General features: G+C 71.2%; 25 protein-coding genes and 3 pseudogenes. 7 read left to right on the forward strand and 21 right to left on the reverse strand.

Going from position 1 to position 26,110, the window contains the following annotated elements:
- Nucleotides 1–24: 24 nt before the first annotated feature.
- Nucleotides 25–621 (reverse strand): antibiotic biosynthesis monooxygenase, encoded by a 597-nt coding sequence (locus ACFV2X_RS05800; protein ID WP_385611892.1) that lies wholly within the window; start codon nt 619–621, stop codon nt 25–27.
- Between the two features lie 469 nt (nt 622–1,090).
- Nucleotides 1,091–1,747, reverse strand: a complete 657-nt coding sequence (gene ribA / locus ACFV2X_RS05805; RefSeq protein ID WP_385611894.1) for a GTP cyclohydrolase II — start codon at nt 1,745–1,747, stop codon at nt 1,091–1,093.
- A gap of 172 nt (nt 1,748–1,919) precedes the next feature.
- Between ribA and ACFV2X_RS05810 the strand changes: the two genes are divergently transcribed.
- Together ACFV2X_RS05810 and ACFV2X_RS05815 are read left to right on the forward strand one after the other, a co-directional pair.
- On the forward strand, nt 1,920–2,669 hold the full coding sequence (locus tag ACFV2X_RS05810; protein ID WP_385611897.1) for a creatininase family protein: 750 nt from the start codon (nt 1,920–1,922) through the stop codon (nt 2,667–2,669).
- Nucleotides 2,666–3,316, forward strand: a pseudogene (locus ACFV2X_RS05815) (RibD family protein); the annotation flags it as partial. The gene ACFV2X_RS05810 and the pseudogene ACFV2X_RS05815, both read left to right, overlap by 4 nt.
- A gap of 276 nt (nt 3,317–3,592) precedes the next feature.
- Here the strand turns inward: ACFV2X_RS05815 and ACFV2X_RS05820 are convergent.
- The 5 genes and pseudogenes from ACFV2X_RS05820 to ACFV2X_RS05840 all read right to left on the reverse strand — a co-directional run.
- Nucleotides 3,593–4,513 (reverse strand): annotated as a pseudogene (locus ACFV2X_RS05820) (lysylphosphatidylglycerol synthase transmembrane domain-containing protein); the annotation flags it as partial.
- Nucleotides 4,432–5,274 carry a class I SAM-dependent methyltransferase gene (locus ACFV2X_RS05825; protein WP_385611899.1) on the reverse strand — a complete coding sequence of 281 codons (843 nt, stop codon included), beginning with the start codon at nt 5,272–5,274 and terminating at the stop codon, nt 4,432–4,434. The pseudogene ACFV2X_RS05820 and the gene ACFV2X_RS05825, both read right to left, overlap by 82 nt.
- Complete coding sequence (locus tag ACFV2X_RS05830; RefSeq protein WP_385611901.1) at nt 5,271–6,392, reverse strand: glycosyltransferase family 4 protein; 1,122 nt, start codon at nt 6,390–6,392, stop codon at nt 5,271–5,273. The genes ACFV2X_RS05825 and ACFV2X_RS05830 overlap by 4 nt, the downstream gene beginning before the upstream one ends.
- Before the next feature lie 11 nt (nt 6,393–6,403).
- The gene (locus ACFV2X_RS05835; RefSeq protein WP_089506023.1) at nt 6,404–6,802 is read right to left on the reverse strand and encodes a 6-carboxytetrahydropterin synthase; all 399 of its coding nucleotides are present in this window, start codon (nt 6,800–6,802) and stop codon (nt 6,404–6,406) included.
- 193 nt (nt 6,803–6,995) lie between these two features.
- Complete coding sequence (locus ACFV2X_RS05840) at nt 6,996–7,988, reverse strand: zinc-binding alcohol dehydrogenase (RefSeq protein WP_385611904.1); 993 nt, start codon at nt 7,986–7,988, stop codon at nt 6,996–6,998.
- Nucleotides 7,989–8,122: 134 nt separating this feature from the next.
- On the opposite strand from ACFV2X_RS05840, the gene ACFV2X_RS05845 reads away from it, so the two are divergent.
- From ACFV2X_RS05845 to ACFV2X_RS05860, 4 genes and pseudogenes are all read left to right on the forward strand, one after another.
- Nucleotides 8,123–8,899 (forward strand): CDP-alcohol phosphatidyltransferase family protein, encoded by a 777-nt coding sequence (locus tag ACFV2X_RS05845; protein ID WP_385611906.1) that lies wholly within the window; start codon nt 8,123–8,125, stop codon nt 8,897–8,899.
- Between the two features lie 280 nt (nt 8,900–9,179).
- Nucleotides 9,180–10,298, forward strand: coding sequence for a mechanosensitive ion channel family protein (locus tag ACFV2X_RS05850; RefSeq protein WP_385611908.1), 1,119 nt, complete (start codon nt 9,180–9,182; stop codon nt 10,296–10,298).
- 73 nt (nt 10,299–10,371) lie between these two features.
- A pseudogene (locus ACFV2X_RS05855) lies at nt 10,372–10,644 on the forward strand (GNAT family N-acetyltransferase); the annotation flags it as partial.
- A gap of 164 nt (nt 10,645–10,808) precedes the next feature.
- Nucleotides 10,809–11,264 (forward strand): lamin tail domain-containing protein, encoded by a 456-nt coding sequence (locus ACFV2X_RS05860; RefSeq protein ID WP_385611910.1) that lies wholly within the window; start codon nt 10,809–10,811, stop codon nt 11,262–11,264.
- A gap of 82 nt (nt 11,265–11,346) precedes the next feature.
- On the opposite strand, the gene ACFV2X_RS05865 is transcribed toward ACFV2X_RS05860, so the two are convergent.
- From ACFV2X_RS05865 to ACFV2X_RS05875, 3 genes are all read right to left on the reverse strand, one after another.
- Entirely contained in the window at nt 11,347–12,264 is a 918-nt protein-coding gene (locus ACFV2X_RS05865; RefSeq protein WP_385611911.1) for a hypothetical protein, read from the reverse strand.
- A gap of 36 nt (nt 12,265–12,300) precedes the next feature.
- Entirely contained in the window at nt 12,301–13,035 is a 735-nt protein-coding gene (locus tag ACFV2X_RS05870; RefSeq protein ID WP_385611913.1) for a DUF899 family protein, read from the reverse strand.
- A gap of 91 nt (nt 13,036–13,126) precedes the next feature.
- Nucleotides 13,127–13,948 carry a maleylpyruvate isomerase family mycothiol-dependent enzyme gene (locus ACFV2X_RS05875; protein WP_385611916.1) on the reverse strand — a complete coding sequence of 274 codons (822 nt, stop codon included), beginning with the start codon at nt 13,946–13,948 and terminating at the stop codon, nt 13,127–13,129.
- Nucleotides 13,949–14,076: 128 nt separating this feature from the next.
- On the opposite strand from ACFV2X_RS05875, the gene ACFV2X_RS05880 reads away from it, so the two are divergent.
- The gene (locus ACFV2X_RS05880) at nt 14,077–15,000 is read left to right on the forward strand and encodes a squalene/phytoene synthase family protein (RefSeq protein ID WP_385611919.1); all 924 of its coding nucleotides are present in this window, start codon (nt 14,077–14,079) and stop codon (nt 14,998–15,000) included.
- Between the two features lie 117 nt (nt 15,001–15,117).
- Here ACFV2X_RS05880 and ACFV2X_RS05885 read toward each other — a convergent pair whose 3' ends face one another.
- From ACFV2X_RS05885 to ACFV2X_RS05935, 11 genes are read right to left on the reverse strand one after another with little or no spacing between them, the layout of a single operon-like run.
- Nucleotides 15,118–16,704 (reverse strand): MFS transporter, encoded by a 1,587-nt coding sequence (locus tag ACFV2X_RS05885; RefSeq protein WP_385611922.1) that lies wholly within the window; start codon nt 16,702–16,704, stop codon nt 15,118–15,120.
- Nucleotides 16,701–17,630 carry an NAD-dependent epimerase/dehydratase family protein gene (locus ACFV2X_RS05890; RefSeq protein ID WP_385611924.1) on the reverse strand — a complete coding sequence of 310 codons (930 nt, stop codon included), beginning with the start codon at nt 17,628–17,630 and terminating at the stop codon, nt 16,701–16,703. The genes ACFV2X_RS05885 and ACFV2X_RS05890 overlap by 4 nt, the downstream gene beginning before the upstream one ends.
- A 3-nt stretch (nt 17,631–17,633) precedes the next feature.
- A complete protein-coding gene (locus tag ACFV2X_RS05895) occupies nt 17,634–18,182 on the reverse strand; it encodes a hypothetical protein (protein WP_385611926.1) in 549 nt (182 codons plus the stop codon).
- Nucleotides 18,179–19,855 carry a class I adenylate-forming enzyme family protein gene (locus ACFV2X_RS05900; RefSeq protein ID WP_385611929.1) on the reverse strand — a complete coding sequence of 559 codons (1,677 nt, stop codon included), beginning with the start codon at nt 19,853–19,855 and terminating at the stop codon, nt 18,179–18,181. The genes ACFV2X_RS05895 and ACFV2X_RS05900 overlap by 4 nt, the downstream gene beginning before the upstream one ends.
- A complete protein-coding gene (locus ACFV2X_RS05905) occupies nt 19,842–20,780 on the reverse strand; it encodes a hypothetical protein (protein ID WP_385611931.1) in 939 nt (312 codons plus the stop codon). The genes ACFV2X_RS05900 and ACFV2X_RS05905 overlap by 14 nt, the downstream gene beginning before the upstream one ends.
- A complete protein-coding gene (locus ACFV2X_RS05910) occupies nt 20,777–21,994 on the reverse strand; it encodes a beta-ketoacyl-[acyl-carrier-protein] synthase family protein (RefSeq protein ID WP_385611933.1) in 1,218 nt (405 codons plus the stop codon). The genes ACFV2X_RS05905 and ACFV2X_RS05910 overlap by 4 nt, the downstream gene beginning before the upstream one ends.
- Entirely contained in the window at nt 21,984–22,307 is a 324-nt protein-coding gene (locus ACFV2X_RS05915) for an acyl carrier protein (protein ID WP_089506009.1), read from the reverse strand. The genes ACFV2X_RS05910 and ACFV2X_RS05915 overlap by 11 nt, the downstream gene beginning before the upstream one ends.
- Nucleotides 22,304–22,579: an acyl carrier protein gene (locus ACFV2X_RS05920; protein WP_385611935.1), complete on the reverse strand. Its 276-nt coding sequence runs from the start codon at nt 22,577–22,579 to the stop codon at nt 22,304–22,306. The genes ACFV2X_RS05915 and ACFV2X_RS05920 overlap by 4 nt, the downstream gene beginning before the upstream one ends.
- 58 nt (nt 22,580–22,637) lie before the next feature.
- Nucleotides 22,638–24,032 carry a class I adenylate-forming enzyme family protein gene (locus ACFV2X_RS05925; RefSeq protein WP_385611937.1) on the reverse strand — a complete coding sequence of 465 codons (1,395 nt, stop codon included), beginning with the start codon at nt 24,030–24,032 and terminating at the stop codon, nt 22,638–22,640.
- On the reverse strand, nt 24,032–25,225 hold the full coding sequence (locus tag ACFV2X_RS05930) for a 3-dehydroquinate synthase II family protein (protein ID WP_385611939.1): 1,194 nt from the start codon (nt 25,223–25,225) through the stop codon (nt 24,032–24,034). Before ACFV2X_RS05930 ends, ACFV2X_RS05925 begins: the two co-directional genes overlap by 1 nt.
- On the reverse strand, nt 25,222–26,082 hold the full coding sequence (locus ACFV2X_RS05935; RefSeq protein ID WP_385611941.1) for a 2-amino-3,7-dideoxy-D-threo-hept-6-ulosonate synthase: 861 nt from the start codon (nt 26,080–26,082) through the stop codon (nt 25,222–25,224). The genes ACFV2X_RS05930 and ACFV2X_RS05935 overlap by 4 nt, the downstream gene beginning before the upstream one ends.
- Nucleotides 26,083–26,110 lie beyond the last annotated feature (28 nt).

The following is a 26,110-nucleotide window of genomic DNA, read 5'->3' on the forward strand; positions in this document are numbered from 1 at the left end:
AGGGCCCGCTCGGTTCGCGTGCCTTTACCGGCGCGAACGCGGGCCGTTCGCCGCCACCCGCTTGTGGCGCCCCCGAATCGACTGAAGCGGCGGATAGAGCCACTTCTTCAAGAGCATTTGCAGGCGTGGCATGACAAGCCAGGTCACCATCGCGGTCACGCCAAGACAGAGAGCCAGGGTCCGCAGCAGGAAATTGGTATCCCCCAGAAAAGGGATCACCAGCACATTGAAGATGAGGACGGGAGGGAAAACCGCACTCAAATTCACCAGCCAGAGCTTCCATTTGGGAGGCGGTGGCAGGGGCCGTACCGGCCCTTCGAACCAGTTTTTCAGACCGGCCGTGCGCTGCACCCCGGTCTCCTGTATGAAGGACCCTGCCCGGGTCGCCCAGCGGGCGCGTTCGAGCGAGTACTCCCAGGCCTGGGCGGATTCTTCTCTGTCGAATCGGTAGATGACATGCCACTCCCCGCTGCCCTGCCCGGAGCCCAGCACGCCGCCCCCTAAATATCCCGGAAGGCGGGCCGTGACATTCAGCATCGCAATGGCCCAGGCATAGAACTCGCTCTCCTGGCCCGGATCCACTCGATATGCGGCAGTCACCGTGACCGGTTCACTGTCCACGCCAGCCGCAACTCCTTTCCGGGCAGCGCACGGCCCGCGTGCGGGCCGTCCCCGAAGGGCCGTGCCGACGGCCGCTCCCGTCGTGCGAATGGAAGTGTGGCACATCGGGCACACTTTGCGAGCGGAATGCTCACAACACATACAAATATCTGAAGGAAAGCCCGTGGCGTGGGTGTTACCCGGGGTTTACGGATATGGCCGTTCATGGAAAAGGGATTTCATGAGACCGCCGAGCCATGTGCGGTGTATATTTCAACTGCAGGCGCCACGCGGCGGAGCCGGCCGTGGCGCGTGGCGATAGGGTGTCGCATTTGAGACGCGGTGTGGGCGGCCCCGCCCGGGGGCGGGGGGGCCACCCGGGGGGGGGGGGGGGGGGGCGGGGGGGTGTTGGGTTGAGCGTTGTGGGGGGGGGGGGCCCGGCGGCGGCGGGCGGGCGGCCCCCACACCTGGGGTGTCGGCCGAGGGGCCGTCAGGACCGTTCAGCCACGCTGTCCAAATGCGGCAGATGGTGATCGAGGCGGTCCGCCTTGGCCCGTAGATAGGCGAAGTTCTCCTCGCGTGGAGGTATCAGCAGTGGCACCTGTTCGGCGACCTTGATGCCATGCCGCAGCAGCGACTCGCGTTTGCGCGGGTTGTTCGACAGCAGCCGCACCGACCGTACGCCGAGGTCGTGCAGGATATCCGCCGCCACCCGATAGTCGCGGGCGTCGACCGGGAGCCCCAGCGCGAGGTTCGCCTCCACGGTGTCAAGACCCTCCGCCTGGAGTTGCATCGCCCGGAGCTTGGCCAGCAGCCCGATGCCACGCCCCTCGTGACCTTGGAGGTAGACGAGAACGCCGCACCCTTCGCTCGCGATGGCGCGCAGCGCCGCGGACAGCTGATCGCCGCATTCGCAGTGCCGGGACCCGAAGGCGTCCCCGGTCAGACATTCCGAATGCAGGCGGGTAAGCGCTCGATCGCCCGCGACATCGCCGTAGACCAGCGCTATTTGTTCATCCCCGCGAATGGTGTCCAAGTAGCCGACCGCAAGAAAAGCGCCGTACTCGGTGGACAGTTGGACCTGCGCCACTCGCTGGACGCCTGACGGTCGAGCGTTCTCGCTGAACGGGCCATCGCTTTCTGTCATGTTCTGATCCTAACTGGGAATCCGCGGAATACTCGCGGGGTGCGTGAAAAATGACAAAGGAAACCCAACTTCGCTGTCCGGTTCATCGCGTTCGGCCGGTGGAAGTGCGCCCGACCGCGTAGCCTGGCATCGCGCACACAAGACTGAACGCAGAGCGAAAGGCCTGACAGACATGACAGGTTCGGAAACACGACCGCAGGCGCCTGGCCTGCTGCCGCCGGACACCACCGAGGACGTACGGGCCCGGAAGGCCGGCGTCGCGGTCCTCCCCATCGGCAGCTTCGAACAACACGGGGAATTTCTGCCCCTGGTGACCGACACGGTCATCGCCTGCACCATAGCCCGGGAGATCGCCGCCGTATATTCGGTCCATCTCCTTCCCCCGCTCACCATCTCGTGTTCGCATGAGCACGAGGCATGGCCGGGGACGGTCAGCATTTCCGCCGCGACCCTCCATGCCGTTGTGCGGGACATCGCCGCATCGCTCCGCCGGTCCGGTATCGACGCCCTGATTCTGGTCAACGGACACGGCGGAAATTACGTACTGCGCAATGTGGTTCAGGAATCCGTCGGCACCGGTACCCGCATGGCGCTCTTCCCGGGATCGGCGGACTGGGACACCGCGCGCACCGAAGCGGGAGTGCAGACCTCGTCGCAGAGCGATATGCACGCGGGGGAAGTCGAGACATCCATCCTCCTGCACGCCCATCCGGAACTCGTCCGCCCCGGCTATGAAACATCCGATTTCCTCGCCGACGATCGCAGACATCTCCTCACCCTCGGTATGGCGGCCTACACCGAATCCGGAGTCATCGGCCGCCCCTCCCTGGCAACCGCTGAGAAAGGAAAGGAAATTCTCACCGCGCTCGTCGATTCCTTCGCCGAGTACTTCTCCCTGCTGACCCTGAAGGAGCCCCGATGACCGCGCTCGACGAGACGGCGGCCTGGGAACGGCTGCGCGCCATCCGGTCCGAGGTGGACGCCGAGGCCGCCGGGTTGGTCCGCGGCCCCGCCGGCGGCCTGCGGTGGCGGCAGGAGGTCTCGCCCGAGGCGCGCATCCTCACCGACCGCTATCTGCCGCTGTGCCTGGCCGGCCCGCGCCTGGCCTTCGCGCAACTCGGCCAGAGCCTGGACGGTTTCATCGCCACCCGCACCGGCGACGCCGACTATGTCACCGGCGAAGAAGACCGCGCTCATCTGCACCACCTCCGCGCCCTCGCCGACGCCGTGGTCGTCGGAGCCGGCACCGCCGTCGCCGACGACCCCCAGCTGACGGTGCGCGCATGCACGGGGACCAACCCGGTGCGCGTCGTCCTCGATCCGCACGGCCGGGTGCCGCCGCAACGCCGGGTGTTCACCGATGGCTCAGCTCCCACCCTGTGGGTGGTGGCCGCGGACAGCGGCCGCGGCCAGAACGGGTCGGTCGTCGGCGACAGCGGCCATGTCGAAGTGTTGACCCTGCCGGACCGTGACGCCTTCGAGCCCCGGAGCCTCCTGGAGGCCCTGGCCCGACGCGGCCTGGGCCGGGTGCTGATCGAGGGCGGCGGTGTCACCGTGTCGCGCTTCCTTCACCAGCGGGCGCTGGACCGGCTTTACGTCACCGTGGCCCCGGTGCTGCTCGGCGACGGCGTCCCCGGGCTCCGCTTCGCCGGTACGTCCGTCATGCGGGACGCGCTCCGCCCGCCCATGCGCCGCGCCCACCTCGGCGAGGACACCCTCTTCGAGATCGACTTGGGAACGTCGCAACCCGGCGAACCACTGCCCCACGAGCACGGCGAAACCGGGCAGGCTCGCCGCGAAGGTGAGCACTCCGTAGACCACGGCGACGGTCAGCCCCTGGGCCGCGCCCAGACCGACGGCGCCGAAGGCCCACGCGGTGACGCCCTCCCGGGGACCCCAGCCGCCGACGTTCAGCGGCAGCGCCATGGCGAGCAGCGCCAGCACCATCAGGGGCAGCAACTCGGCCAGCGGAGCACTTGATCCGGCGGCCCGGGCGGCCAGCAGAAACGTCCCCAGATGCCCGGCCAGCACCGCCACGGAGGAGACCGCCACCCCCGGCCAGCACCCCCGGGCCAGCAGTCCGCGCCGCGCCTCGCCCAGCGCGGCGCGGACCGCGCGGCGCCAGCGTGACGTACGGGGCCTGCCGCGCAGCCGTACGACGGCCACGGCGGCCAGGGCGCACACCGCGGCGAGGACCGCCAAGGCGCCCGGCGCCGCGGCCAGCCGGCCGGCGAGGTGGCGGATCTCCGCCACTGCCAGGGACGGCCGGGTCAGCAGAATCCCCACGCCGACCGCGGCCAGCACCACCTGGCCCGCGGCCCGCTCCAGCACCACCGCGCGCACCCCCCGGCCGACATCACCTGCGTCGCGCCCGTGTCGCACCGCGCGGTGCACATCGCCGAGGACACCGCCGGGCAGGGCCGCGTTCAGGAACAGGGCCCGGTAGTAGTCCGCCACGGCCGCGCCCAGCGGCAGCCGGATGCCCAGCGCCCGGGCCACCAGACACCAGCGCCAGGCGCTGAAGACCGTGGTGAACAGGCCCAGAGCAAGCGCCGCCAGAAGAGTCACGGCGTCGATCCGGCGCACGCCGTCCAGAAAGGCGCCCGTACCCACCCGCCACACCACCACGGCGAGGATGACCGCACCGGCGATCGTGCCGAGCCGCGCCTTGAGCGCCCCCGCGTTCACGACGCCCCACCCGTCGTCCCGGGCAGCGCCAGCAGATCGCTGTGGTGCACCACCACCCGCAACTCGCCCGCGGCGCACGCCGCCAGGCGGTCCCGCAGATACGCCTCGGCGCGCGGCGCCAGAACCGGCCGCTGTTCGCAGGCCGCCTCGACCCAGCCCCGCAGCCACTGGGCCGTCAGCGCGGACTCGCCCGCGCCGAGCCGCCACGGGCTGCTGTGCACCCGCACCGACGCGCCCCGCAGGGCGAAGGCATCGGAGGCAACCATGACCGCGTCAGGCCCCAGCAGACCGCCGCGGCGCTGATGGGCGTTGAACGCCTCAGCTATCTCGCCGTCGAACGGGTCGGCCGGGGAAAGCTCGACCCGCCCCACCACCGACAGCGCCAGCAACACCGGACAACCGGCCTCGGCGCAGGCGGCGACCAGCGCGTCCACCTCGTCCCGGGTCAGCACGTCCAGCAGAGCGGACGCCGTCACCAGCGAGGCCCCGGCCAGATCCTCCGCGGCCAACTCGCCGAGGTCCGCGCGCCGGGTCAGAACCGTGACACCGGCGCCGTCGGCGGTCGTGGCGGGCGTCTGCGCGGCGGCCCGGCCCAGCAACGCCGGATCGCGGTCGTACAGCACCCAGTGCTGGGGGCCGGGCAGCAGGGGCGCGAGCCAGCGGCCCATGGAACCCGTGCCGCAGCCCAGGTCGTGGATCACCAGCCCGCCGGGCCGCCCGGCCTCCGCCAGCCAGCCGCGCAGCGGGTCGAGGAGTTCCACGGCGCGGGCCGCGGCGTCGGCGCGCTCCCGCAGCTCCAGCCACTCCGGCTGGTACAGCGGCACGTCGGTGGTGTTCATGCGGCCCTCCGTGGTTCGCATCGAAGCTGTTCCAGCACGTCGGCCATGCGCCGCGCCGTCGTCTCCCATCCGCCCAGAGCGGCGCGCCGGCCCCGCGCGGCCGCCTTCAACCGCCCCCGCACGCCCGGTCCGACGAGCCAGCCGCGCAGCGCCGCCACGAGCGCCGCAGGGTCCCGCGGAGGCACGAGGACACCCGGCAGTCCGCCGTCGGGAGCCCGCCCCAGCGCCTCCGGGACCCCGCCCACGGCCGTCGCCAGCACCGGAATTCCCCGCGCCAGGGCCTCGGTCACCACCATGCCGTACGTCTCGGCGTACGAGGTGAGCACCAGCAGGTCGGCCGCCGCATAGCCGGCGTCCAACTCCGCACCGGCCCGCGGTCCCGCGATCCGCACCCGGTCGCCCAGGCCGTGCTCGTCGACCAGTTCCCGCAGCCGGGTCACATAGTCGGGGTCCTGGCCGAGGCCGCCGACACACAGCAGGCTCCACGGCAGGTCGGCCACCTCGGCCAGGGCCTCGATCAGCAGGTGCTGCCCCTTGCGCGGGGTCACCGAGGCGACGCACAGCAGCCGTGAGGCGCCGTCGGTGCCGGGTGCCAGGGGCGCGGGGTCCGCGCCGGGCGCGGCGACGTGCACCCGGGCGGGGGCGAGCCCGTGGTGGGCCACCAGCCTGCGGGCCGCCCAGTCACTGGTCGCCACCACGGCCGGGACGGCGCTCAGCGTCTTGCGCTCCAGCGCGTCCAGATCCGCCGCCCGGCCGGGAGTGAGCCCCGTCTCGTCGCCCAACGGCAGATGCACCAGCACCGCCAGGCGCAGCCGCCGCGCCTCGGGCGCGACGATGTACGGCACGGCGCAGGCCACGAGACCGTCGAGGAGGACGACGCTGCCGTCCGGTCGCTCGGCGAGGACACGGGCCAGCTCCGCGCGTGCCTCGGGGTCCGGCTGCGGCCAGCTGCCCGCGACGGCGTGCTCGTGGACCTGCCAGCCCGCGCCCGGCAGGTCCCGGCACACCCGGCGGTCATAGGTGTTGCCACCGCTCGGCGCGGCCGGATCGGCCACGCCACCGGGCATGACGAAGTGCATGGAGCGCGGGTCCGTCGTGGTGGCGTCGGCGCGGCTCATCGGGCGCGCTCTCACAGATCCCGCTCGTAACTCGCCCAGGCGATATGCGACTCGTGCAGCGTGACCGTCAGCGCCGAAAGCCCCCGTGCTCCCTCGCCCAGCTCCCCGGCGGCCACCCGGTCGGCGAGGCGATCGGCGATGACCTTCGCCAGGAACTCCGTACTGGTGTTGATGCCGGCGAAGGCGGGGTCCTCGTCGAGATTGCGGTAGTTCAGCTCGCCGACCACCGCGTTCAGCTGCTGGGTGGCGAGGCCGATGTCGACCACGATGTTGTCGGCGTCCAGCTCGGCGCGCCGGAAGGTGGCGTCCACCAGGAACGTCGCCCCGTGCAGGCGCTGCGCGGGCCCGAAGACCTCTCCGTGGAAGCTGTGAGCAATCATCAGGTGATCACGAACGGTGATGCTGAACAACGAACGACCCTCCAGGTACGGCACGGCTGCTGGCGGCCCTCGACCGGGCCACGTCATGTAGTACGGCCGACCCGTCGACCTGGTTCAGAGCCGCGCTGGATTGTGCCGGATCCTGCCGGATCATCCGGACTGTTGCGGCCGTTCAGACCGCTCTTCGGACCGCTGGGACCGCTCAGCCGACTCTTCGGACCGCTCAGGCCGACCCGTCGGCGGACCCGTACCGCACGCGGTGGCACAACCCCGGCAGCTCCCCGGACGCGAGGCGGGGCAGCACCTCCGGCAGCTCCTCGAAGGCGCACTCCCCGGTCACCAGCGCATCGAGGGCGGGGTCGGCGAGCAGTTCCAGCGCCAGCGCCAGCCTGTCGGCGAAGGTGCGGCGCGAGCCCCGGGCCGGGGAAACCGTCCCCACCTGGCTGCTGCGCACGACCAGACGGCGGGAGTGGAATGCCTCGCCCAGCGGCAGGCTGACCCGCCGGTCGCCGTACCAGCTCAGCTCCAGGACCGTCCCCTCCGGCGCGAGGAGTTCGAGGGCGCGCGCGAGCCCGGCCTCGGTGGCGCTGGCGTGGACGACGAGATCGCAGTCGCCCGCGGCCTCCTCGGGGAGCGCGAAGTCGACGCCCAGGGCCTCCGCGATCCCGGCGCGCGCGGGGTTCGCGTCGACCAGCTGGACGCGTACGGCCGGAAACCGGGCGAGTACCGCGGCCACGCTCGCGCCGACCATCCCGGCCCCGATCACCGCGATCCGGTCGCCGATCAACGGCGCCGCGTCCCACAGGGCGTTCACCGCCGTCTCCACCGTCCCCGCCAGCACGGCCCGCGCCGCCGGCACCGTCTCCGGCACGGGCGTCACGGCGCTCGCCGGGACGACAAACCGCGTCTGGTGCGGATACAGGCTGAAGACCGTACGGCCCAGCAGCGCGGCCGGGCCCTCCTCCACCACGCCGACGTTGAGATAGCCGTACTTGACCGGACCGGGGAACTCGCCCTCCTGGAACGGGGCCCGCATCGTGGCGTACTGGCTCTCCGGCACCCCGCCGCGGAACACCAGGGTCTCCGTCCCCCGGCTCACCCCGGAGAACAGGGCGCGCACCACGACGTCGTCGGCGCCGGGCACCGGCAGCGGGACCTCCCGTACCTCGCCGTGGCCGGGTGTGCGGAGCCAGAAGGCGCGGGCGACGCGCTCCATCGACGTCCTCCAGAAAGATCGGGCCTGACAACGGGCTGAACACTTTGCCCGTCACGTACGTAGTGACCATTACCAAGCCGCGAACACGGTACGCGGCACTCAACGACTCCGCCACAACAGCCGGAGGGTGCACGGTGGCTGCCCTGAACAACACATACGACACGACGCTGTTGCGGCAGGAGACGGCGGTGGGAGCGGTCGCACAGATACTCCTGCTGACACTTCTGGGCACCGCGCTCGGCCTGGGGCCCGCGGGCTGGCTGACGGGCCTGGCGTTCGCGTTCGCCACCTGGGCCGTGCTGACGCGCGCCGTGTGCCGCTCCTGGCTCAGGTCCTTCGGCGCCGCCAACCGCGTCACCCTGGCCCGCGCCACGCTGGTGGGGGGTGTGACCGCGCTGGTCGCCGACTCCTTCCAGAGCCCGCCCCGCGTCCCGGCCCTCGTCGCCCTCACCACGGTGGCGCTGATCCTCGACGCCGTCGACGGCAAGGTCGCCCGGCGCACCGGAACGGCGTCCCCCCTGGGGGCACGCTTCGACATGGAGGTCGACGCCTTCCTCATCCTGGTGCTCAGCGTCTACGTGGCCACCTCGCTGGGCCCGTGGGTGCTCACCATCGGCGCCATGCGCTACGCCTTCGTCGCGGCCGCCCGTGCCCTGCCCTGGCTGAACGAACCACTGCCCGTGAACACCGCCCGCAAGGCGGTGGCCGCGCTGCAGGGAATCGCCCTGCTGGTGGCAGCCTCCGCGCTCCTCCCGCACTTGGTATCGCTCGCGGTGGTGCTGGTGGCGCTGGCGCTGCTCATCTGGTCCTTCGCACGCGACATCAGGTGGCTGTGGCGGACGAGGACCCGTCAGGCCGCCACCGGCCGGCCCGCCACCGTGGTCCGGCGCATGACCCACGCGGACGCCTGACGCGTGCGGCCACGTCGCGGCCTCGGCGGGCCCCTGGCTGGTTGGTGCCGTCCGCGCGGGAGGCATGAGGCAGGATGGCAGGCCGCGTCAGGGCCACGGCACAACAGCCTCGGCGCAGCCCGACATCCCAGGCACGAGCAGGTGACACGGTGACAAGACAGCACTCCGAACTCCCCGGCAGACCCCGCCACGAGCGCGCACCCGGACCGCGGCCCACCGCCCTGTGCGGCCGGAGCTGCCGCACATCGCGGCACGCTTCGCGGCGTACGGGGAGCGGCCGGTGACCCGCGCGCTCACCCTGCACGACCTCATCGTCGTCTGCGCCGCGTTGGCCGGGGGCCTGGCGATGGTCCTGTTGTCCCGTATGGCGCTGCGCTGGCTGGGGGAGCGGGCCCGCCGGACCCGGTGGACCGGCGACGACATCATCGTCGACGCGCTGCGCACCATCGCCCCCTGGGCGTCCCTCGTCGCCGGTGTGTCCGGGGCGGCCGCGGCCCTGCCGCTGACCAGGGCCATCGACCAGAGCGTCCACCAGGTGATGACCGCCGTGCTCATCCTGGCCACCACCATCGCCGTGGCCCGCGTGGTCGCCGATCTGGTGCGCAACCAGGCGCTGTCGCGGTCCGGAGTGGCGGGCAGCGCCACCATTTTCGTCAACATCACCCGCATCGCCGTGCTGGCGATGGGCGTCCTGATTCTGCTGGAAACGCTCGGCATCTCGATCGCCCCGCTGCTCACCGCGCTCGGCGTGGGCGGCCTCGCGGTCGCCCTGGCGCTCCAGGACACGCTGGCCAACCTCTTCGCGGGCGTCCACATCCTCGCCTCCAAGACGGTGCAGCCCGGCCACTACATCCGGCTCGGCAGCGGTGAGGAGGGTTACGTCGTCGACATCAACTGGCGCAACACCACGGTGCGCCAGCTCCCGGACAACCTGGTGATCATCCCGAACGCCAAGCTCGCCGGCGCCATCACCACCAATTACAATCAGCCCGAAGAGCAGATGTCGATCATGATCCAGGCGAGGGTCGACTACGACAGCGACCTCGAACAGGTCGAGCGGGTGAGCCTCGACGTCGCCGAAGAGGTGATGGCTGAGGTCTCCGGCGGCGTCCCGGACCATGAACCGGCCGTCCGGTTCCACACCTTCGGGGAAGCCGGTATCGACTTCTCCGTCATCCTGCGTGTCCAGGAATTCAGCGACCAGTTCCTGATCAAACATGAATTCCTCAAGCGGCTCCACCAGCGCTATCGGACCGAGGGCATCGAGATCCCTCTGCCGGTGCGCACCGTCGTCCTGCAGCAGCCGGGCCAGATTCCACTCCCCGGCCCCCGCACCCCGGAGACCGTCCCGGGGGCCGGGGTGAAGTCATCGGTGTCGATGTCGAAGACCCGTCACTGAGCGGCGCCGCCGGATCGTTTCGCCATGTCGGGTGCCGGGTCCTCAGCGGTGCTGAGGACCCGGCGGGCCCGAATGCCGTATGGAGCCGTCGGCGGTCGGCAAGGGGCTGGTGACCCGAGCAGCGCGCGTGATCATCGACTGGGCCATCGAGGAGCGGGGCATCCACCGCGTGGAGTGGCGGGCCGCGGCCGGGAACCGGGCCGGCGTCGCCGTGGCCCAGCGCCTGGGGATGACGCAGGACGGCGTGCTGCGCGAGAACTTCCTGCACCGGGGCAAGCGCCACGACATCGAGGTCTGGTCGGTCCTGGCCGCGGAGTGGCGGGCCGCCGGACAAGCCCCGTCGTAGACACCGCGCCCCTGCCCCGTTCGCCCCCGCGGCTGACGTTCCTCGCCATTCACCCCCAGTATCCCAGTTCGGTAACGCTGCCCCCTTCATGTCGGTCCGCCCGTAGTGTGAGCGTCCTCGCCGGGACCAGGGGGGTGCCCGGCCGTAGGGGAGGACGTTTCTTGTTGCCCACCCGCACTCTCGCCGCCGTCATAGCCACGGCGGCCGCTGCCGCAGCCGGCATCGCCCTGCTGCCCACCCAGGCGCAGGCCGCGGGCTCGATCCACCTGTACAAGGTCTACTACGACAGCCCCGGAAGCGACACCCGCTCCAACCCGAGCCTGAACGCCGAGTACGTACAGATCCGGAACACCACGGGTGCCGCCGTTCAGCTCAAGGGCTATACGGTCCGGGACAACACGGGCTACACCTTCACCTTCCCCTCGTACAAGATCGGTGCGGGGAAGACGGTGACGATCCACACCGGTAAGGGCACCCAGAGCGCCGGTCATGTCTACTGGGGACGCGGAAATTATGTGTGGAACAACGACAAGGACACCGTGACCTTGCGGAAGCCGTCCGGTGCCTTCCGCGATTCGTGTGCGTACAACAGCACTCGCTACGACTACAAGATGTGCTGATCCAGGCCCGGTCCGGCGCCCCGCCTCATGCCGAGGCCGGGGCGCCGGTGCCTGCGTACCCGCGGCACGCGACCGGGCGTGGTCAGGAGTCGTCGTGTTCGGTTCCGCCGAAGAAGTGCAGCCGCCCCTGCCAGCGGATCGGCTGGCCGGCCGGCAGAGGATCCTGCCCCAGATCGGGCAGGGGCACCTGTGACCAGTCGATGAACGGTCGCCCCTCAGCCGTCCGGTGAATCGCCTCGCGCAACTCGAATCCCTTGTCCGCGCTGTCGGGGACGTGGGTCCATAGGCCGCACTCGTGGTCCAGGCCGTGGCCGAGCCCGGCCAGCCATGTTTCGAGATAGCCCTCCGCCGCGTCGCGGACGGAGGACGGATCGCTGAACATCCAGATCCAGCCCTTGGTGCTACCACTGTGCCCGATGAGATGGGTCATCTCCAGCAGATGGAAGCCGTGCGGATGGTGGGTGATGAGTCCGCCCGGCGGTTCGGGGAGGTCGATGTCCTCCAGGTGTTCTATGCGGGCCTTCGCGATGCGGTCGTAGGGATCGATGCGCAGTACGTCCCGATAGGCATCCGCCGCGGCCTCATGCTCGCCCAGCCAGTGCAGCGCACACGCGCGTGAAAAGGCTGCGAGGTTGTCGGACCTCTGCAGGGCCAGCGTGCGTTCCGCCGCCCGCACCACTTCGGCTGCCAGTTCCCGGCCCTGCTCGTCCTCTTCATCCAATCCGGCGGGTGGCGTGTGTTCGTAGTCGAAATGGTCCTCACTGGTGCCGAATTCATCGTTCAGGTGGGCCCGCAACGTGCCCAGCTGGAGCAGCGTCAGTCCGGTAGAGCTGGCGGCGTCGTCGGGAACGACCGCCTGGATGGCGGCGTAGGCCGCCCGGATCTCCGCTTCGTCGTCCTCCAGCTCCTCAGCGGTGTCGTGCTCGGCGGCTTCCCAGTAGTACTGAAGGAATGAGCCCGCGCTCCCGCGTGCCGCTTCCAGGTCTGTCAGGCTGTCCATGACTGCCAGAGCCTAGAGGGCGTCCCCGCAAATGATCTACGGCTTGGATGAGTAGTCCAGCTGCTCCGCCCAGTCCATGCCGCGCCCTTCCGGGGTGAGGTCGAACATGTTCCACAGCGGATCGAGGGCGTCTACGTGGCGGGGGCCGTGACCCGATTCCATGGGTGAGTAGAGCATTTCCGAACCCCAGAAGTGGCGGATGGTCCCACCATCGCGGTGGAACACATTCAGCATGGGCATCGATGAGCCGTCCACCGCCTCGGCCAGATAGTCGCGGCTGTAGCTGTTGTCGGCCGCGGAGAGCAGCCGCAGGTGTCGCCAGCCTCGCTCTTGGGCGAAGGTCAGGAGCCGTGGCAGCGGTGTCCTCGCCACGACCACGAAGTTGACGTGTTGGCCGACGTGCTCGGCGGCGCCGTCCAGTTGGTCGAGCAGCGCCGTGCAGGAGGGGCAAGGGCCCTCCTTGAGCTTCAGCTCCGCCGAGTGGCCGCTCTTGGGTCCGGGTCGGCTGTCACCGGGATGGCGCGGAAACATATAGCTGTAGATGACCAGTGAATCCTTGTCGGGCGCGAAGAGCTCCGACAGTCTGACGTCGGCCGGGGCTCCGTCAGGCCCCGCCCCCTGGAAGACGTAGTCCTCCGGGACCACCCCGCCGGGCGGCAGCGCGCGCCTCGCGGCAGCCACCGCCTCGGTGGCGCGGCGCAGCTCGATTTCCCGATCGAGCAGCTGGTCGCGGGCCGTACGGTAGGCCGCCGACTCTCCTGGAAAGGCCATGCTGACGGTACCTTCCGTCGAAATGGTTCATCTGCAGCGTGGGGTACGAAGGGTTCACCGGCAAGGTGTCGTGAACCGTGCGGGTGACCCCTCAGGGCGGGGTGAAGAGGGTGGGAAAGCGCGGGGCCAGCCAGGGCTTGCGGCCCCAGGCCAGGACGCGTCCCCGGGCGAGGGCGCCCCATGGGCCGAGGCGGCCCAGCGCCACCAGGAGAAAGGCGACCGGCTCCATGAGGATTGTGCAGTCCGGGCGGCCCGGCGGCCGTGGATCGACGGCCACCGCGCCGTCGGTGAACGTGGCGCCGAAGCGCGCGCCACCCCCGAGGCGGAGGGCGTAGCGGGCCGTGTGCCCGGCGGCGGCGGGGCTGACGACCCGGTCCATCGCCACCATCAGGAACGGCAGGCACAGTTCGGCTCGGGCACGGCCGACCATATGTGGACGGCCCAGCGCACGGGCGAGGTCATAGCCGTGGCCGAGCATATGCGTCAGCAGATAGGACCCCAGTACGTCCATGCTCATCGGGCCCATCGGGCTGACCAGTTCGCCGTGCGGCGCGGACTGCTGGGCCGCCACCTCGAGGAACGCGTCAGCCTGCGCCACGATCATGGCTGCCAGCAGCCCGGCGCCGCGCTCGGTGAACGCCGCGAGCGCGACCTCGTTGGCCTCGGCCAGCCCGCCCGGCGTGCCATCGCCGTACGGGCGCGATTTCCCGGCCGCGACGTCCGCCATCAGCTCATTGGCCTGCGCCAGATGCGCCGCCACCTCCCCGACCGACCACCGCGAGCCGGGCACCGGCACCCCGGTGTCGGTCGCGCCGCGCAACAGCACGGCGATATCCCCGGCGGTGGCGCGTATCGCCTCGCCCAGTCCCGCGGGCCGCAAGCCCCCGATGTCCCGCTCACTCACGGATCCCACCGCTCTCCCTCATTCAGCCGGACCGCTCCCCGGCACGTACCCACTCCTCCCACAGATGGCCCGAGACCGCTACCGGCTGGACGTATAAAGGAACCGCGCGTGGATTCGAGAGACCGGGAGGGTGGCCCATGGGCGTATGGGGGAGGGTGCTTGACGCCGCGGGGATCAGCGATCCGACGTTGCGTGACGACTACGCGCGCCAGCGGAAACTGGTCGCGAGGTATCGGCGCAGCTCCTATCTCGCGGCGCGCCTGCTTCTGCCCCGGCCGCTGCTGCCGCATCTGATCACGGCGATCGCCTTTATGCACCACACCGACAACCTCCTCGACAGCGGTCCAGAGGCCGAGCGCCCCGAGGCCTACGCACGATGGGAGAAGGAAGTCCGCGAGGGCCTGGCCGTCGGTGAAAGCGGTCACCCGGCCATCCGGCCGCTGCTGTACACCGTCTCCGCCCACCCGGGCTTCCGCGCCCGCGTCGAGGACTTCCTCGACGCGGCGGCCACGGAGCTGGAGTTCACCGGCTTCGCCACCGAAGCGGACTATCAGCGCTACGTCGACCAGTACGCGCTGCCCGCGTTCATGCTGATCGCGGGTCTGATCGCCGGGGAGGACCCTCCGTCGGGCTACCGCGAGGCGTGCCGTACGTACATCGACGGCAGCCAGCGCCTCGACTTCGCCAACGACCTGTCCGAAGACCTCGCCGAGGGGCGCCTCAACCTCGTGCGCGGCACGCTCGACGCCCATGGTGTCACCCGCGCCGATCTGGAGAGTGCCCGGGACACCCCCGGAACCCGGAGCCTTCTCGAACGCCTCCTCGGCCAGGCCCGTCAGAGCCTGGCCGCGAGCCGGGGCCTGGCCGACCTCGCACCGCCCGAGGGCCGCCCACTGTTCCGTGCCGTGATCGAAATCGAGGACCTGACGGCCGTCGCGGCCATCGCCAAGGGCCCCGCCCTGCTCCACGCCCCCGCCCGTCCACCCGCGCCGGCCATCGCTCGCGTGCTCCTCCGGGAGCGCCGCCATGTCCGCCGGCTGCGCGGCCCTGCGGGTCTGTGACCAGCGTCAGGCTCCAAGGTTCGAACGAAAGCGTCGAGGAGGCGGCGCAGGCCATGCCGGAGGCCGAGAGGAGCCAGACCCTGTCGGGCGCCATCGCCTTTCCCCGCCGCGTGGCCCCTACGCGGTTTCCACCTGCCCGTCCCGCGCCTCCCGTGGTTCTTCCGGCTCTTTCTGGAGGTTCTGCGGCCCCGCTTCCCGGAAACGCAGCCCCACGACACTCACGGCGAACCCGACGAGGGCCAGTGCAGCGGTCCAGAGCGTGGCCGCGTACATCGCGTCCAGGAAGGCGCGGTCGGCCGTCTCCGCCAGTTGCGGCAGCCGTAGCGAATGCGCCAGCGAGCGTGCCGCCTCGGCCGAGGTCCGGGCCTGCTCCTCGGCGCCGGGCGGCAGCCTCCGCGGACCGCCGGGCAGCGTAGCATCGGCCATCCGCTCCCGGTACACCCCGGAGAGGACCGAGCCGGCCATCGCCACCCCGAGTGTCCCGCCCACCTGCCGCGTAACGCTGTTGACGGCGGATCCGGCGCCCGCGAGACGCTGCGGCACGGCGCTCATCATCACGGCCGTGACCGGTGTGCCGATCAGGCCCATGCCGAATCCCTGCACCAGCAGCAGAGCGGCGATGGTCGGGACCGGGGTCCGCTCGTCGAACCACAGATAGGCGAGGTACGTGGCCGCGGTGATCAGTATTCCGGCCGCGACCGTCCACCGGGCCGACAGCCGCCGGCTCATCGCCGGGGACGCCTGACTGCCCAGGACGATGCCGACCGCGGCGGCGATCATCACGGTTCCGGCGCGCGCGGGGGAGAGCCCCAAGGGCCCCTGGAGATAGAAGGCCGCGTAGAACAGATGCCCGGCCAGCGCCATGAACGCGAGCAGCAGCACCACGCTCCCGGCCGTGAACCCGGGCTGCCGGAAGAGCCGCACATCCAGGCTGGGCGCCGGGGATCTGCGCTGACCGGCCACGAAGGCGGCCAGCAGCGCGCCGCCCAGCAGCAGCGGGAGCAGGACGTGCGGCCCGTACCAGGTCTCCCCGTTGCCCAGCTCGATGACCCCGTAGACCAGGCCACCGAGACCGAGCACCGACAGGGCAAGACCCGGTAGATCGAGAGTCTGGCGCCGTGCGCCGCCCAGCTCGGGAACGACGGCCACCACTCCGGCCAGACACAGGGCGACGATCGGCACATTGACCAGGAACACCGACCCCCACCAGAAGTGGCTGAGCAGCGCCCCGCCCGCGACCGGGCCGACGGCCACGCCGAGGCCGCTGGACGAGCTCCAGATCGCGATCGCGCGGGTGCGCTTCTCCGCCGGGGTGCTCCGTACGATGATCGACAGCGTCGCGGGCATCAGCAGCGCACTCCCCGCGCCCATGAAGCCGCGCGCCACGATGAGCCAGGCCGGACTTCCGGCGAACGCGCCGGCGCCGGAGGCGGCGCCGAACAGCGCCAGACCGGCGAGCAGGGTGGTACGGGGACCGAAGCGGTCGGCCAGCGCGCCGCCCGCGAAGAGGGTGCCGGCGAAGACCAGGGTGTAGGCGCTCGCCACCCACTCCAGTTCGGCGGGGGTCGCGCCCAGGCCCCGGTCCGGATCGGCCAGGGTGGTGACGGCGACATTGAGGATCGAGGTGTCCAGCCAGATCAGCATCTGGGCACAGACCACGACCAGGACGACGGCCCACGGCCGGGACGGGGCGGCTTTGGTCATTCCGCGCCCAGCCCGTCGCGCCAGCTCGGCCGCAGTGGCTTCCAGCCCAGCGCCGTACGCGCCCGGCCGCCCGCCGCCCCGCGTGCCGCGGTGAGCTGATGGGTGATGAACCAGCCGAGCAGCCGGGGCGCGAGCGCGGCCGGGATCGTGCGTGGCGGCGGGCCGCCCAGCGCTCGGGCGTAGGCCGGAAGCCATTGCGCGGCCGGGGCCGGCTCGTCGTCCGTCACATGGAAGACGCCGGTGGCGTCCGACTCGACGGCGGCGACCGTGGCCGCCACCGCGTCTTCCACATGCAGGAACGAGGTGATCCCTGACGCGCCCTCGGGGAGCGGGAGCCGGCCGGCCAGCACCGCCTGTCCGGTCCCGCCGGTACGGGCGTACGCGGTTCCGGCGCCGTACAGCGTGCCGTACCGCAGCGCCACGCCCGCGAAGTCGGGGCTGTCCAGGACCAGCCGTTCCAGCTCGGCGACGGCCCGTACGGTCGCCGCCCAGCCGGGGTCGGGGGCGTCCACGTACAGCGGCGCGTCCTCGTCGAGGACCGGATCCCCGACCGGCGCGGCGGCGAACGCGATACTCTGCGCGACCAGTCGCCGGGCCCCGGCCGCGCGGGCCGCCGCGACCAGATGGGCGGTGCCCTCGGTACGCAGCCGCGCGGTCAGCGCGAAGGCCTCCGCGGGGTCGTCGCGCAACAGCCGCAGCGCCGTCATCTGGTGGACGACCACCTCGGGCCGGGCGGCCGAGACCGCCGACAGCAGGGCCTGTGGGTCGAGGGCGTCGGCGACCACGACCGAGTCGGCGTCTTCGTTCAGGGCCTTCGCCCGGGACTTCTCCCGTACCAGCGCGCTCACCTGGTGGCCCCGCGCCCGCAGCGCGCCCACCAGCGGGTGTCCGATCACTCCGGTCGCCCCGGCGACAAGTATCCGCAACGGTCAGCCCTCCGCACCGGGAGAAAGGGGTGTGCGCACCCGCATCAGCAGGTGGCACGCCGCGTCGCCCTCCCGTAGACAGCTCGTGGCCCGGTTCTCCGACAGGGTCACGCCGAGCCCTTCGGACCAGCCCGCGTGGACGTCGGTGCACGGGCATTGGTAGCCCTCCAGCGAACCGGCCATCCGCACCATGGTGATGGCGAAGTTCCGCCGCAGCGTGAGCACGATCAGATCGTCCCCGGCCACCTCGGTGGAGGCGTTGCGCAGCTCCCGCGGGAACATCCGGTCGCCGCACTCGTCGTACCGGCGGCGCAGCTCCTCCAGGTCCTTGGCGCCGTCACCGCTGTCGGGCAGCGCGCCGCTCCGCCGGGCGACCTGCTGCCCGACCTTGAGGGCGATCTTGCGCATCGCCTCGGCGTTGATCTCGTTCGCGACCTGCTGCCCGAACCGCTTGGCCACCCCCTGATACCAGTTGGCGTCGTGCTGCCACCACAGCCGGTATGCCTCCAGTGTCCGGGCGCGGTGGTTGACCCCGTCTTCACCCGTACTCATATGTGCTCCTTGGCCGCGAACCTGTCGCGTATCACTCGTTTGAGAACCTTGCCCGTGGCGCCCTTTGCCACGTCGTCGGGCTTCATCCGCAGGGCCCGCGTCACCGGGGGGAATCCGGCATCGGCGAGGGCGGCGTTGACCCGTCCGGTCCACGTCTCATCGCGGTCGTCATCGCTGCCGTCGCTGTCGTCGCTGTCATTCGCGAGCTGGAGCAGCGCGTACGCCTCGGCCTCTCCGTCGCCGTCCCAGTCCGCCCGTACCCCCTTCGGGGCGACCCCGACGAGCGTGCAGTCGGCCAGCTCGGGCAGCTCCCGCAGCAGCAACTCCTCGGTACGGGTGCTGAACAGGATCCCGTTCCGGGTGCGGATGGCGTCCGGGGCCCGGTCGAGGTGGTAGAAGTTGCCCTCCTCGTCCTGGTAGGCGAGGTCCCCGGTGAGCCAGTAGCCGCCCAGCCGCAGCCGGTGGAAGGTCAGCGAGTCGTTCCAGTACCCGGGGGTGAGCGTCGGCGACTTCAGCCCCAGGCGGCCGACCTGCCCGGGCGGCAGCGGGGTGCCGTCCTCGCCGAGCACGGCGGCCTGGGCGAAGCTGATCGGCTTGCCGACGCAGCGCGAGTAGGCCGAGGTGTCCTGGGTGTGCCGGTTGTGGAAGACCGAGTAGCCGGCTTCCGACGAGCCGAGCCCGTCGACGAAGACCGAGCCCTCGACCCGGGTACGGCGCAGGTCCTTGCCGATTCGCTCATGGCAGCCGTGCTTGACCAGGGCCCGGATATGCGCCTCGTGCGCCGCGTCCCCGGTGTTGAACCACACCTGCACACTGGACAGGTCCCGGGCCGCCAGGTCGGCCGCGGCCATCTCGCCGAAGGTCGCCGCGAAGGCCAGCACCGTACTGGGCCGGAACTCCTCGATGGCGTCCAGCACATCGGCGCCGCGCTGGCTGGAGAGCAACTTGATGTTCGCGCGCAGCAGCAGGCAGTACAGCAGTGTCGCCACCGCGGCGTTGTGCGCGCCCGGCAGCCCCACCAGCGTGCGCTCCATATCGGCGCCGGTGGAGTAGCGGAGCCGGTGCACCTGCGCGTACATCAGCGTGTGGTGGGTGTGCGGCACGCCCTTGGGCATCCCGGTGGTGCCCGAGGAGTGGGAGATGATCACCGGGTCGGTCGGGTCGTGCCGGTACGGGTAGGACCGGGGCAGCAACTCGCGGTGGGCCGGCCGGATCTCGGCGGCGGTCACGCAGAAACCCAGCCCGGACCCGGACAGCACGGCATGGTGGTCGCGGTCGGTGAACGCGCCCACCGCGCCCTGTCCGCGTACGTACTCCCGGGCGATCTCCGGGGGCAGATTGCCGTTGACGAACGACGGGATGGCGCCGAGGGACGTCAGCGCCAGGAAGTTCACCGCGAACTCGGTGCTGGAGGCGGTGTGCACGGCGACCGGATCGCGGGGCCGCACGCCCTGGGCGGCGTACCAGCCCGCGTAGGTTTCGACCGCCACGTCCAGCTGACCGAGCGTCAGCGCCTCGGGGCGGCTGCCGTCCGGCGCCTGCCAGCTGCCGTCCGTCCACAGCACGGGCTCGTCGAGTGGGCGGCCGTACGCCTTCAGGCGGTGCAGGACATTACCGGCACCGAGTTCGGTGTCGGAGCAGATCCGCGCCCGCTCCTGCCTAGTGATGAGCATGGGTCTCCCTGTCGTCCCTTACGGCGTGCGCGTCCGTCGGCGCGCTCGGGGGAGTTTCCGTGTCGGCGGTGAGCCGGAACGCGGTGCGGCCGCCCCGCGCGCCCGGCTCCGTCAACAGGAGGTGACTGCCGCCGTCCCGCAGCAGCCGCCGGTGGGCGGCGGCCAGGTCGAACAGGCCCAGGATGTTTCCGGGATGCCCGGGCGCCTCGGTGTCGACGGCCTCGGTGCCGACTGCCTCGCCGTGGGTGGCGTGGTCGGCGTCGTACGCCTCGGCCGACCGGACCGAGACCGGTGCCTCGGCGCCCGGCCGGCCGAGCAGCACCGCCGCCGCCAGCCCGGCGGGCGTCGACGGGGGCGGGACGGGGCGGCCGCTGTCGACGGCCAGTTCCCGGTACGCTTCGGCCACCCTTGCCCAGCCATCGGCCGGGGGCACCCCCGCCTCACGGCGCTCTCCGCCGCCCAGCTCGACACCCAGCACCAGGACCCGGTCCAGCTCCGGGTCCTCCAGCAGCAGATCCGCCATGGCCAGCAGCTCGGTCACCGGATCGTCGAGGGTGGAGAGGCTGAACGTCTGCCCGGTGATCCCGAACTCCCGGCTCGTATAGCCCAGTACCGAGTTGGCGGTGGCCTGCATGAACAGCAGCGGGTTGTGGACCTGCCCGGAGACCATGCGCCGACTGGCCAGATCCGCGGTGGTGGTGTCGCCCATCAGACTGGCCAGCGCCACGGCGGTGCGTGAGCCGTCCCCGGGCCGTTCGGTGAGGCACTGCCGGCTGACCTCGTACGCCAGCGGGCTGAACGACGACTCCACGAAACCGGGCAGCCGCGGCAGCGGAAGGTCGTCGTCCCGCCCGGTGCCGAGCGTCGCGGTGGCGGTGGCGAGGATGCCCAAGGGGGAGCGGAGTACCGTCCTCTCGGTCTTCACGGCCGCTCCAGCACGAGTGCGGTGTTGGCGCCCCCGAAGGCGGCGTTGACGGTGAGGGCCCGGCGCAGATCGGCCGTACGCGGCTGGTTCGGCACATAGTCCAGGTCGCACTCCGGGGCCGAGCGGGTGAACCCGGCGGTCGGCGGCAGTACGCCGTCCAGCAGGGCCAGCATCGTGATCACGAACTCCACCACGCCCGCGGCCTCCAGGAGATGGCCGGTGGTGCTCTTGGTGGAGCTGATGGGTATGGTCTCGGCCCGCTCGGGGAAGGCGGCCCGCAGTCCGCGGGTCTCCGCCCCGTCGTTGTACTTGGTGCCGGTCCCATGGGCGTTGACATAGCCGAGGCCCGCCCCGTCCGGGTCCCCGGCGCGCCGCATCGCCTGCCGTGCCGCGCGCGCCAGCCCGACCCCCTCCGGATGCGGTTGGGCGATGTGGTGGGTGTCCGTGGCCGCGCCCCAGCCCACCACGGTGGCCAGCGGCCGGGCACCGCGGCGCCGGGCGTGTTCGGCGGACTCCAGCACGACGGCCGCCACCCCGTCGCCCAGCAGCAGTCCACTGCGGTCGGCGCTGAACGGGCGCACCGCGCCGTCGCGGGACAGCGCCCGGCCGGAGTCGAACTTGGCGAAGGTCTCCTCCTCCACCAGGTATCCACCCGCGCAGACCGCCGCGTCGATCCGGCCCGAGGAGATCAGCCGGCAGGCATGGATGATCGCCGCTGCGGAGGCGACACAGGCGTTGGTGAAGGTGAGCCGCGGCCCGGTCAGCGCGAGCCGCCCGGCCAGCAGCTCGGCGAGGTGCGCGGGCACGGCGTCGGCGGCCCGCTCCGCCGCCCCTGCCGCGGTGCGTGGGGCCGGTTCCACATCCTGCCGCCGCCCGGGCGTGGCCCCGGCGGCGGTTCGCCAGTACCGGGTGATGCTGGTGCAGTCGCCGGCGACGCCGAGCAGCACCGCTGCCTTCGTACCCGGCCGGAGGCCCGCCATGTCGACGGCCTCCGTACTGCACTGCGCGAGCGCATGGCGCAGCGCCCAGTCCCAGGCCGCGTCGGGTCCGTCCGGGGCGACGCCCGCCATCGCCGTACGGTACGGGCCGGTGTCGAACCTCGTGGTGGCCCGGAACGAGGGGACTCCCGCGAACACCCCGCGCCGCAGGGCCTCGGGGCCCGTGCCGAACGCGGTGCGCACACCGAATCCGGTCACCGTCACCTCACCGCTCATCGCGGCCGCCCTCCGCTGCCCTCTCCTGGCGCCGGTTCGTCTGCGCGGCGCGCAGATACGCGGTGAGCCGCCGCAGCGAGGTCAGCCCGACGACGTCCTCGTCGCTGGGTTCCACGACCAGGCCGTAGCGCTCCTCCACCACATGCAGCAGCCACACCAACCCGAGGGAGTCCAGTACCAGTTCGGCGTCCTCGTCGAGCTCGGCGGGCACCGCCGGGAAGACCCTGCGGTCCGACAGCAGCTCCCTGACGGTGTCGGTGGTGATGGGGGACAGGGCAAGACCGCCGTCGCTCGCTGTGTCTCCCGCGCTCATGCCTTCGCACCGCGCCGGGCGATCTCGGCGACGAGTTGGCCGAGGTTCAGGGAGGCCAGCGGCTCGATGTCAGCGTCCGGGATCTCTACGCCGAACCGCGACTCCAGCCGCAGGGTGAGCTCGATCAGGCTCAGTGAGTCGAGCTCAAGCCCCTCGACGGTCACCGGGCTCTCGTCCGTGATGCCGTCGCGGCTCGTCAGGAGGCTCATCTCGTCGATGACCGTGGCCAGGACGAACTCGCGGATCTCGCCCTGCAGCGTTGGCGTGTCCATGAATGAAATCCTCACGTAAAAGAAAGAGTCGTACGAAGGTGTGAACAGCCCCGGCCGGCTATCCTCCGACCGTCGCGGCCGCCTGCAGCGTGGCGGCCTGGCGCACCAGCTTCCCGTTGGACGTGCGGGGCAGGGTGTCCAGCAGCCGGATCACCCGCGGCAGCTTGTAGTCGGCAAGCCGCTCCCGGCACCAGCGCAGCAGCTCCTCGGCGGACGGGCGGTCGTCCCCGGCGGTCAGCGCGACATAGGCCTCGGTCACGCCCTCGTGGACCAGAACCGCCTGCTCGACCCCCGGGTGCCCGCGGAGCACGTTCTCGACCTCGGTGAGATCCACTTTGAGGCCGCCGATCACGACGAGGGAGTCGGCACGGCCGCGCACCTGGACCGCCCCGGTGCCGTCCACCGTGGCCCGGTCCCTGGTGTGCAGCCAGCCGTCCGCGAACTGGGCGCCGCCCGAGTCGAAGAGGTACGGCGAGTCCTCGAGCGCGACGTCAAGTTCGCCACCGTGCTCCCGTACCACCACACCCGGTACGGTCCGGCCGACCGACGGCCGCAGCGCGCCGCTGACGTCCATGGCGACCACACCGGTCTCCGTGGTGCCGTAGGACTCGCCGACCGGTACGCCGTACCGTTCGGTGAACCGTGCCGCGACCTCGGGGGGCATCATCTCGCCACCCGACACCGCGACCCGCAGCTCGGGCAGTTCGGGGGGATCGATGGCGGCGGCGAGCAGTTCGTAGTGCATCGGCACCCCGAACAGGGCAGTGATCCGGTGGTCGACCGCCGTCCGCAGGATGTCGCGGGCGGAGACCCGGGGCGCGAAGACCACGGAGACACCGGCCGCCAGCGAGTGCAGCAGCCCGCCGATCAAACCGAAACTGTGCGCCGTCGAACTGAGCAGCAGCAGCCGGTCGCCCTCGCCGGGCATACCGGGGATCGAGGCGAACCGGTCCACCTCGGCCTCGATCGACCGGGCGGTCCTGCCGATCACCTTCGGCCGTCCGGTGGAGCCCGAGCTGAACTGGACCAGCCGGTGTGCGGTGGTGGCCGGTCGGCCGGTTCTTCGGCACTCGGTGACGATCTCGTACTCGGGCCGGAAACCGGACGCCCCCTGGACGTTGGAACCGGCCCGGACCATGAACTGCGGTCGGCAGGAGGCGCAGAGAGCTTCCACCTCGGCCGGTTTGAGCCGGAAGTCGAAGAGCAGCACCTGGGCACCGAGTCGCCACAGCGTGAGCAACACCTCGACCTGGGTGAAACTGGGCGGCGTCCGCAGGCCCACGGCGCTGCCCGGACCGATACCGTATCCGGCGAACACCTCGGCCTGCTTGGCCACCCGTTCCCGTAACTCGCCCCGGGAGATGGTCAGCTGTTTGTGCGTCAGGTAAGGAAGGTTGTCATTTCGCCCGTCGAACAGTCTCTGGATCACGGGTGCCATGCCTGTGGTGTCCATCAGAATTCCTTGCAGAACTCGCCGATCGGCAGGCCCACATGGCGCTTGTCCGTGGCCAGATAGCCGAGCAGTTCATCGCCGGTCCGCAGCTCGGTGACGTTGAGGACTTTCCCGCCCAGGCCGAGCACCCGTACGTGCCAGTCGTCCTGCACGGTCAGGCTGACCAACTGCCCGTCCTCGGCGTGGGCGCGTATCTCCAGCAGCGGCCGGGACTCCAGCTTGGCGCGGCCGACCACGACCCGCCGGGTGCGGCCGTCGGCGCCGACCGCCAGCAGGGCGTGACCGGAGCCCACCTCGCTCAGATAGCTGGTGCGGTTCTCGGGCCCGAGCGTGTACGAGTGCAGGGCGCCGGCGTTGACCCGGAACGGCCGGGTCGGCATGTACGGCAGCGGATGGGTTTCGCTGCAGCAGAGGATGAACCCGGAGGAGTACGAGCCGACGAGGATGCCCTCGTCCTCCTCGAAGTGCGAGCAGGTGTCCACACAGACCCGGTCGCCGAGCCCGACGTGCTGGATGCTCTCCACGGTCAGCGTGGCCAGCTCCAACTGCGGTGTGGTGGCCTCCAGCAGCCGGGCCAGCGCGAACACCTCGTCGGCGGTGCGGGGCGGGTACAGGATGCCGTCCGAGCCGCGCTCCAGCACATCGAAGACGATGGCCGCCTCTTCCAGGTCGGCGACGGTGGTGAGCAGCTTGCCCTCGGCGGACTCGGCCGCGGCGAGCACGATCTCCAGCGGGATCTTGGTCGGGTCGGCGAAGTGGATGACGGTGTACGGCAGCGCCATGGCGCCCGCGCACGACAGCCGCAGGGTGCGGTCGTCGCGTACGTCGATGAAGCCGGCGGTGGGCGTGCCACTGGCGGCGCGGTTGTCCGCGGCGAGGCCGTCGAGCTCGTCCTGGGTGGTGAAGGTCCGCAGCAGGACGTCCCATCCGGCGCCGGACGGGGATGTGGTGGTGGCCTTCGCCTCCTTGGAATCCCCCTTGGTTTCCTTCGTCTCCTTGGCGCCGGGCTTCTTCGCGGTGTCCGTGGCCGGATCCCCGGGGAGCAGCACCCGGGTGACGGTTGGGGGCAGCGTCGCAAGCAGCTCGGCATCGGTGGCCAGCACCCCGGCCATCCGGGTGTGGACGGCCGCGTCCACCACCGCCTGGAGCTGTGGCCCCGGGACTTCACGCAGATCGATCCATGCAAACCTCATGCGATACCTGCCACCATCGTCGAGTAATGGGCCATGTCATCGGTCCGTCCGTCGGGACGCGTCGCCGGTTCGGTGCCGTCACCGCCGCTGCCGCCGCCACTGCCGCCGTGTACGACCGCGGAGAGCCGGGACACCAGCACGGCGGGTGAGGGGGAGGTGAAGACCCGGCGGCCGATGGCCAGCCCCCGACAGCCGGAGGCCATGACGGCGGTGCCGTATTCGATGAGGTCGGAGCCGTCCGGCGGGCCTCCGGCCGCCAGGATGGGGATGGGGCTGTTGGCCACCACCTCGGCCATCCGGTCGAGCGGCAGGGCGACGGAGGTCTTCACCATGTCGGCGCCCAGATCCGCGGCGACATTGGCCAGATGCGAGAGCAGGGCGGGATCGTGCGGATTCTCGATCCGCGGGCCCCGGGGGTAGACCATCGCGATCAGCGGCATGCCCCACGCGTCGCAGGAGCGGGCCACCGCCCCCAGATCGGCGAGCTGCTGCGCTTCGGTGTCCGACCCGATGTTCACATGCACGCTGACCGCGTCCGCACCGAGCCGCAACGCCTCCTCGACATCGCCGACCAGCACCTTGGCGTTGACATCGGCGGAGCAGGCGGTACTGGCGCTCAAGTGCACCACCAGGGCGCAGCTCTTGAGGATGTCCGGTGCGAGGGCGCGGGCACGTCCCTTGTGGACGACGATCCCGTCCGCTCCACCGGCCACCAGCGCCCGGAGCAGATCGGCCCACTGGTCGGCGGGGACGATCGGGCCGTCCGACACGCTGTGGTCGAGTGGGACGAGCAGGTGTTTGTCGTCACCCGCCAACGACAGTCGTCTTAGGCGAAATAACTTGCCGTTTTTCATCATGGGTAATGCGCCTTCCATACCCAGAGGC

This window comes from Streptomyces sp. NPDC059679, assembly GCF_042734105.1.
In the GTDB taxonomy this organism is placed as follows: Bacteria; Actinomycetota; Actinomycetes; order Streptomycetales; family Streptomycetaceae; genus Streptomyces.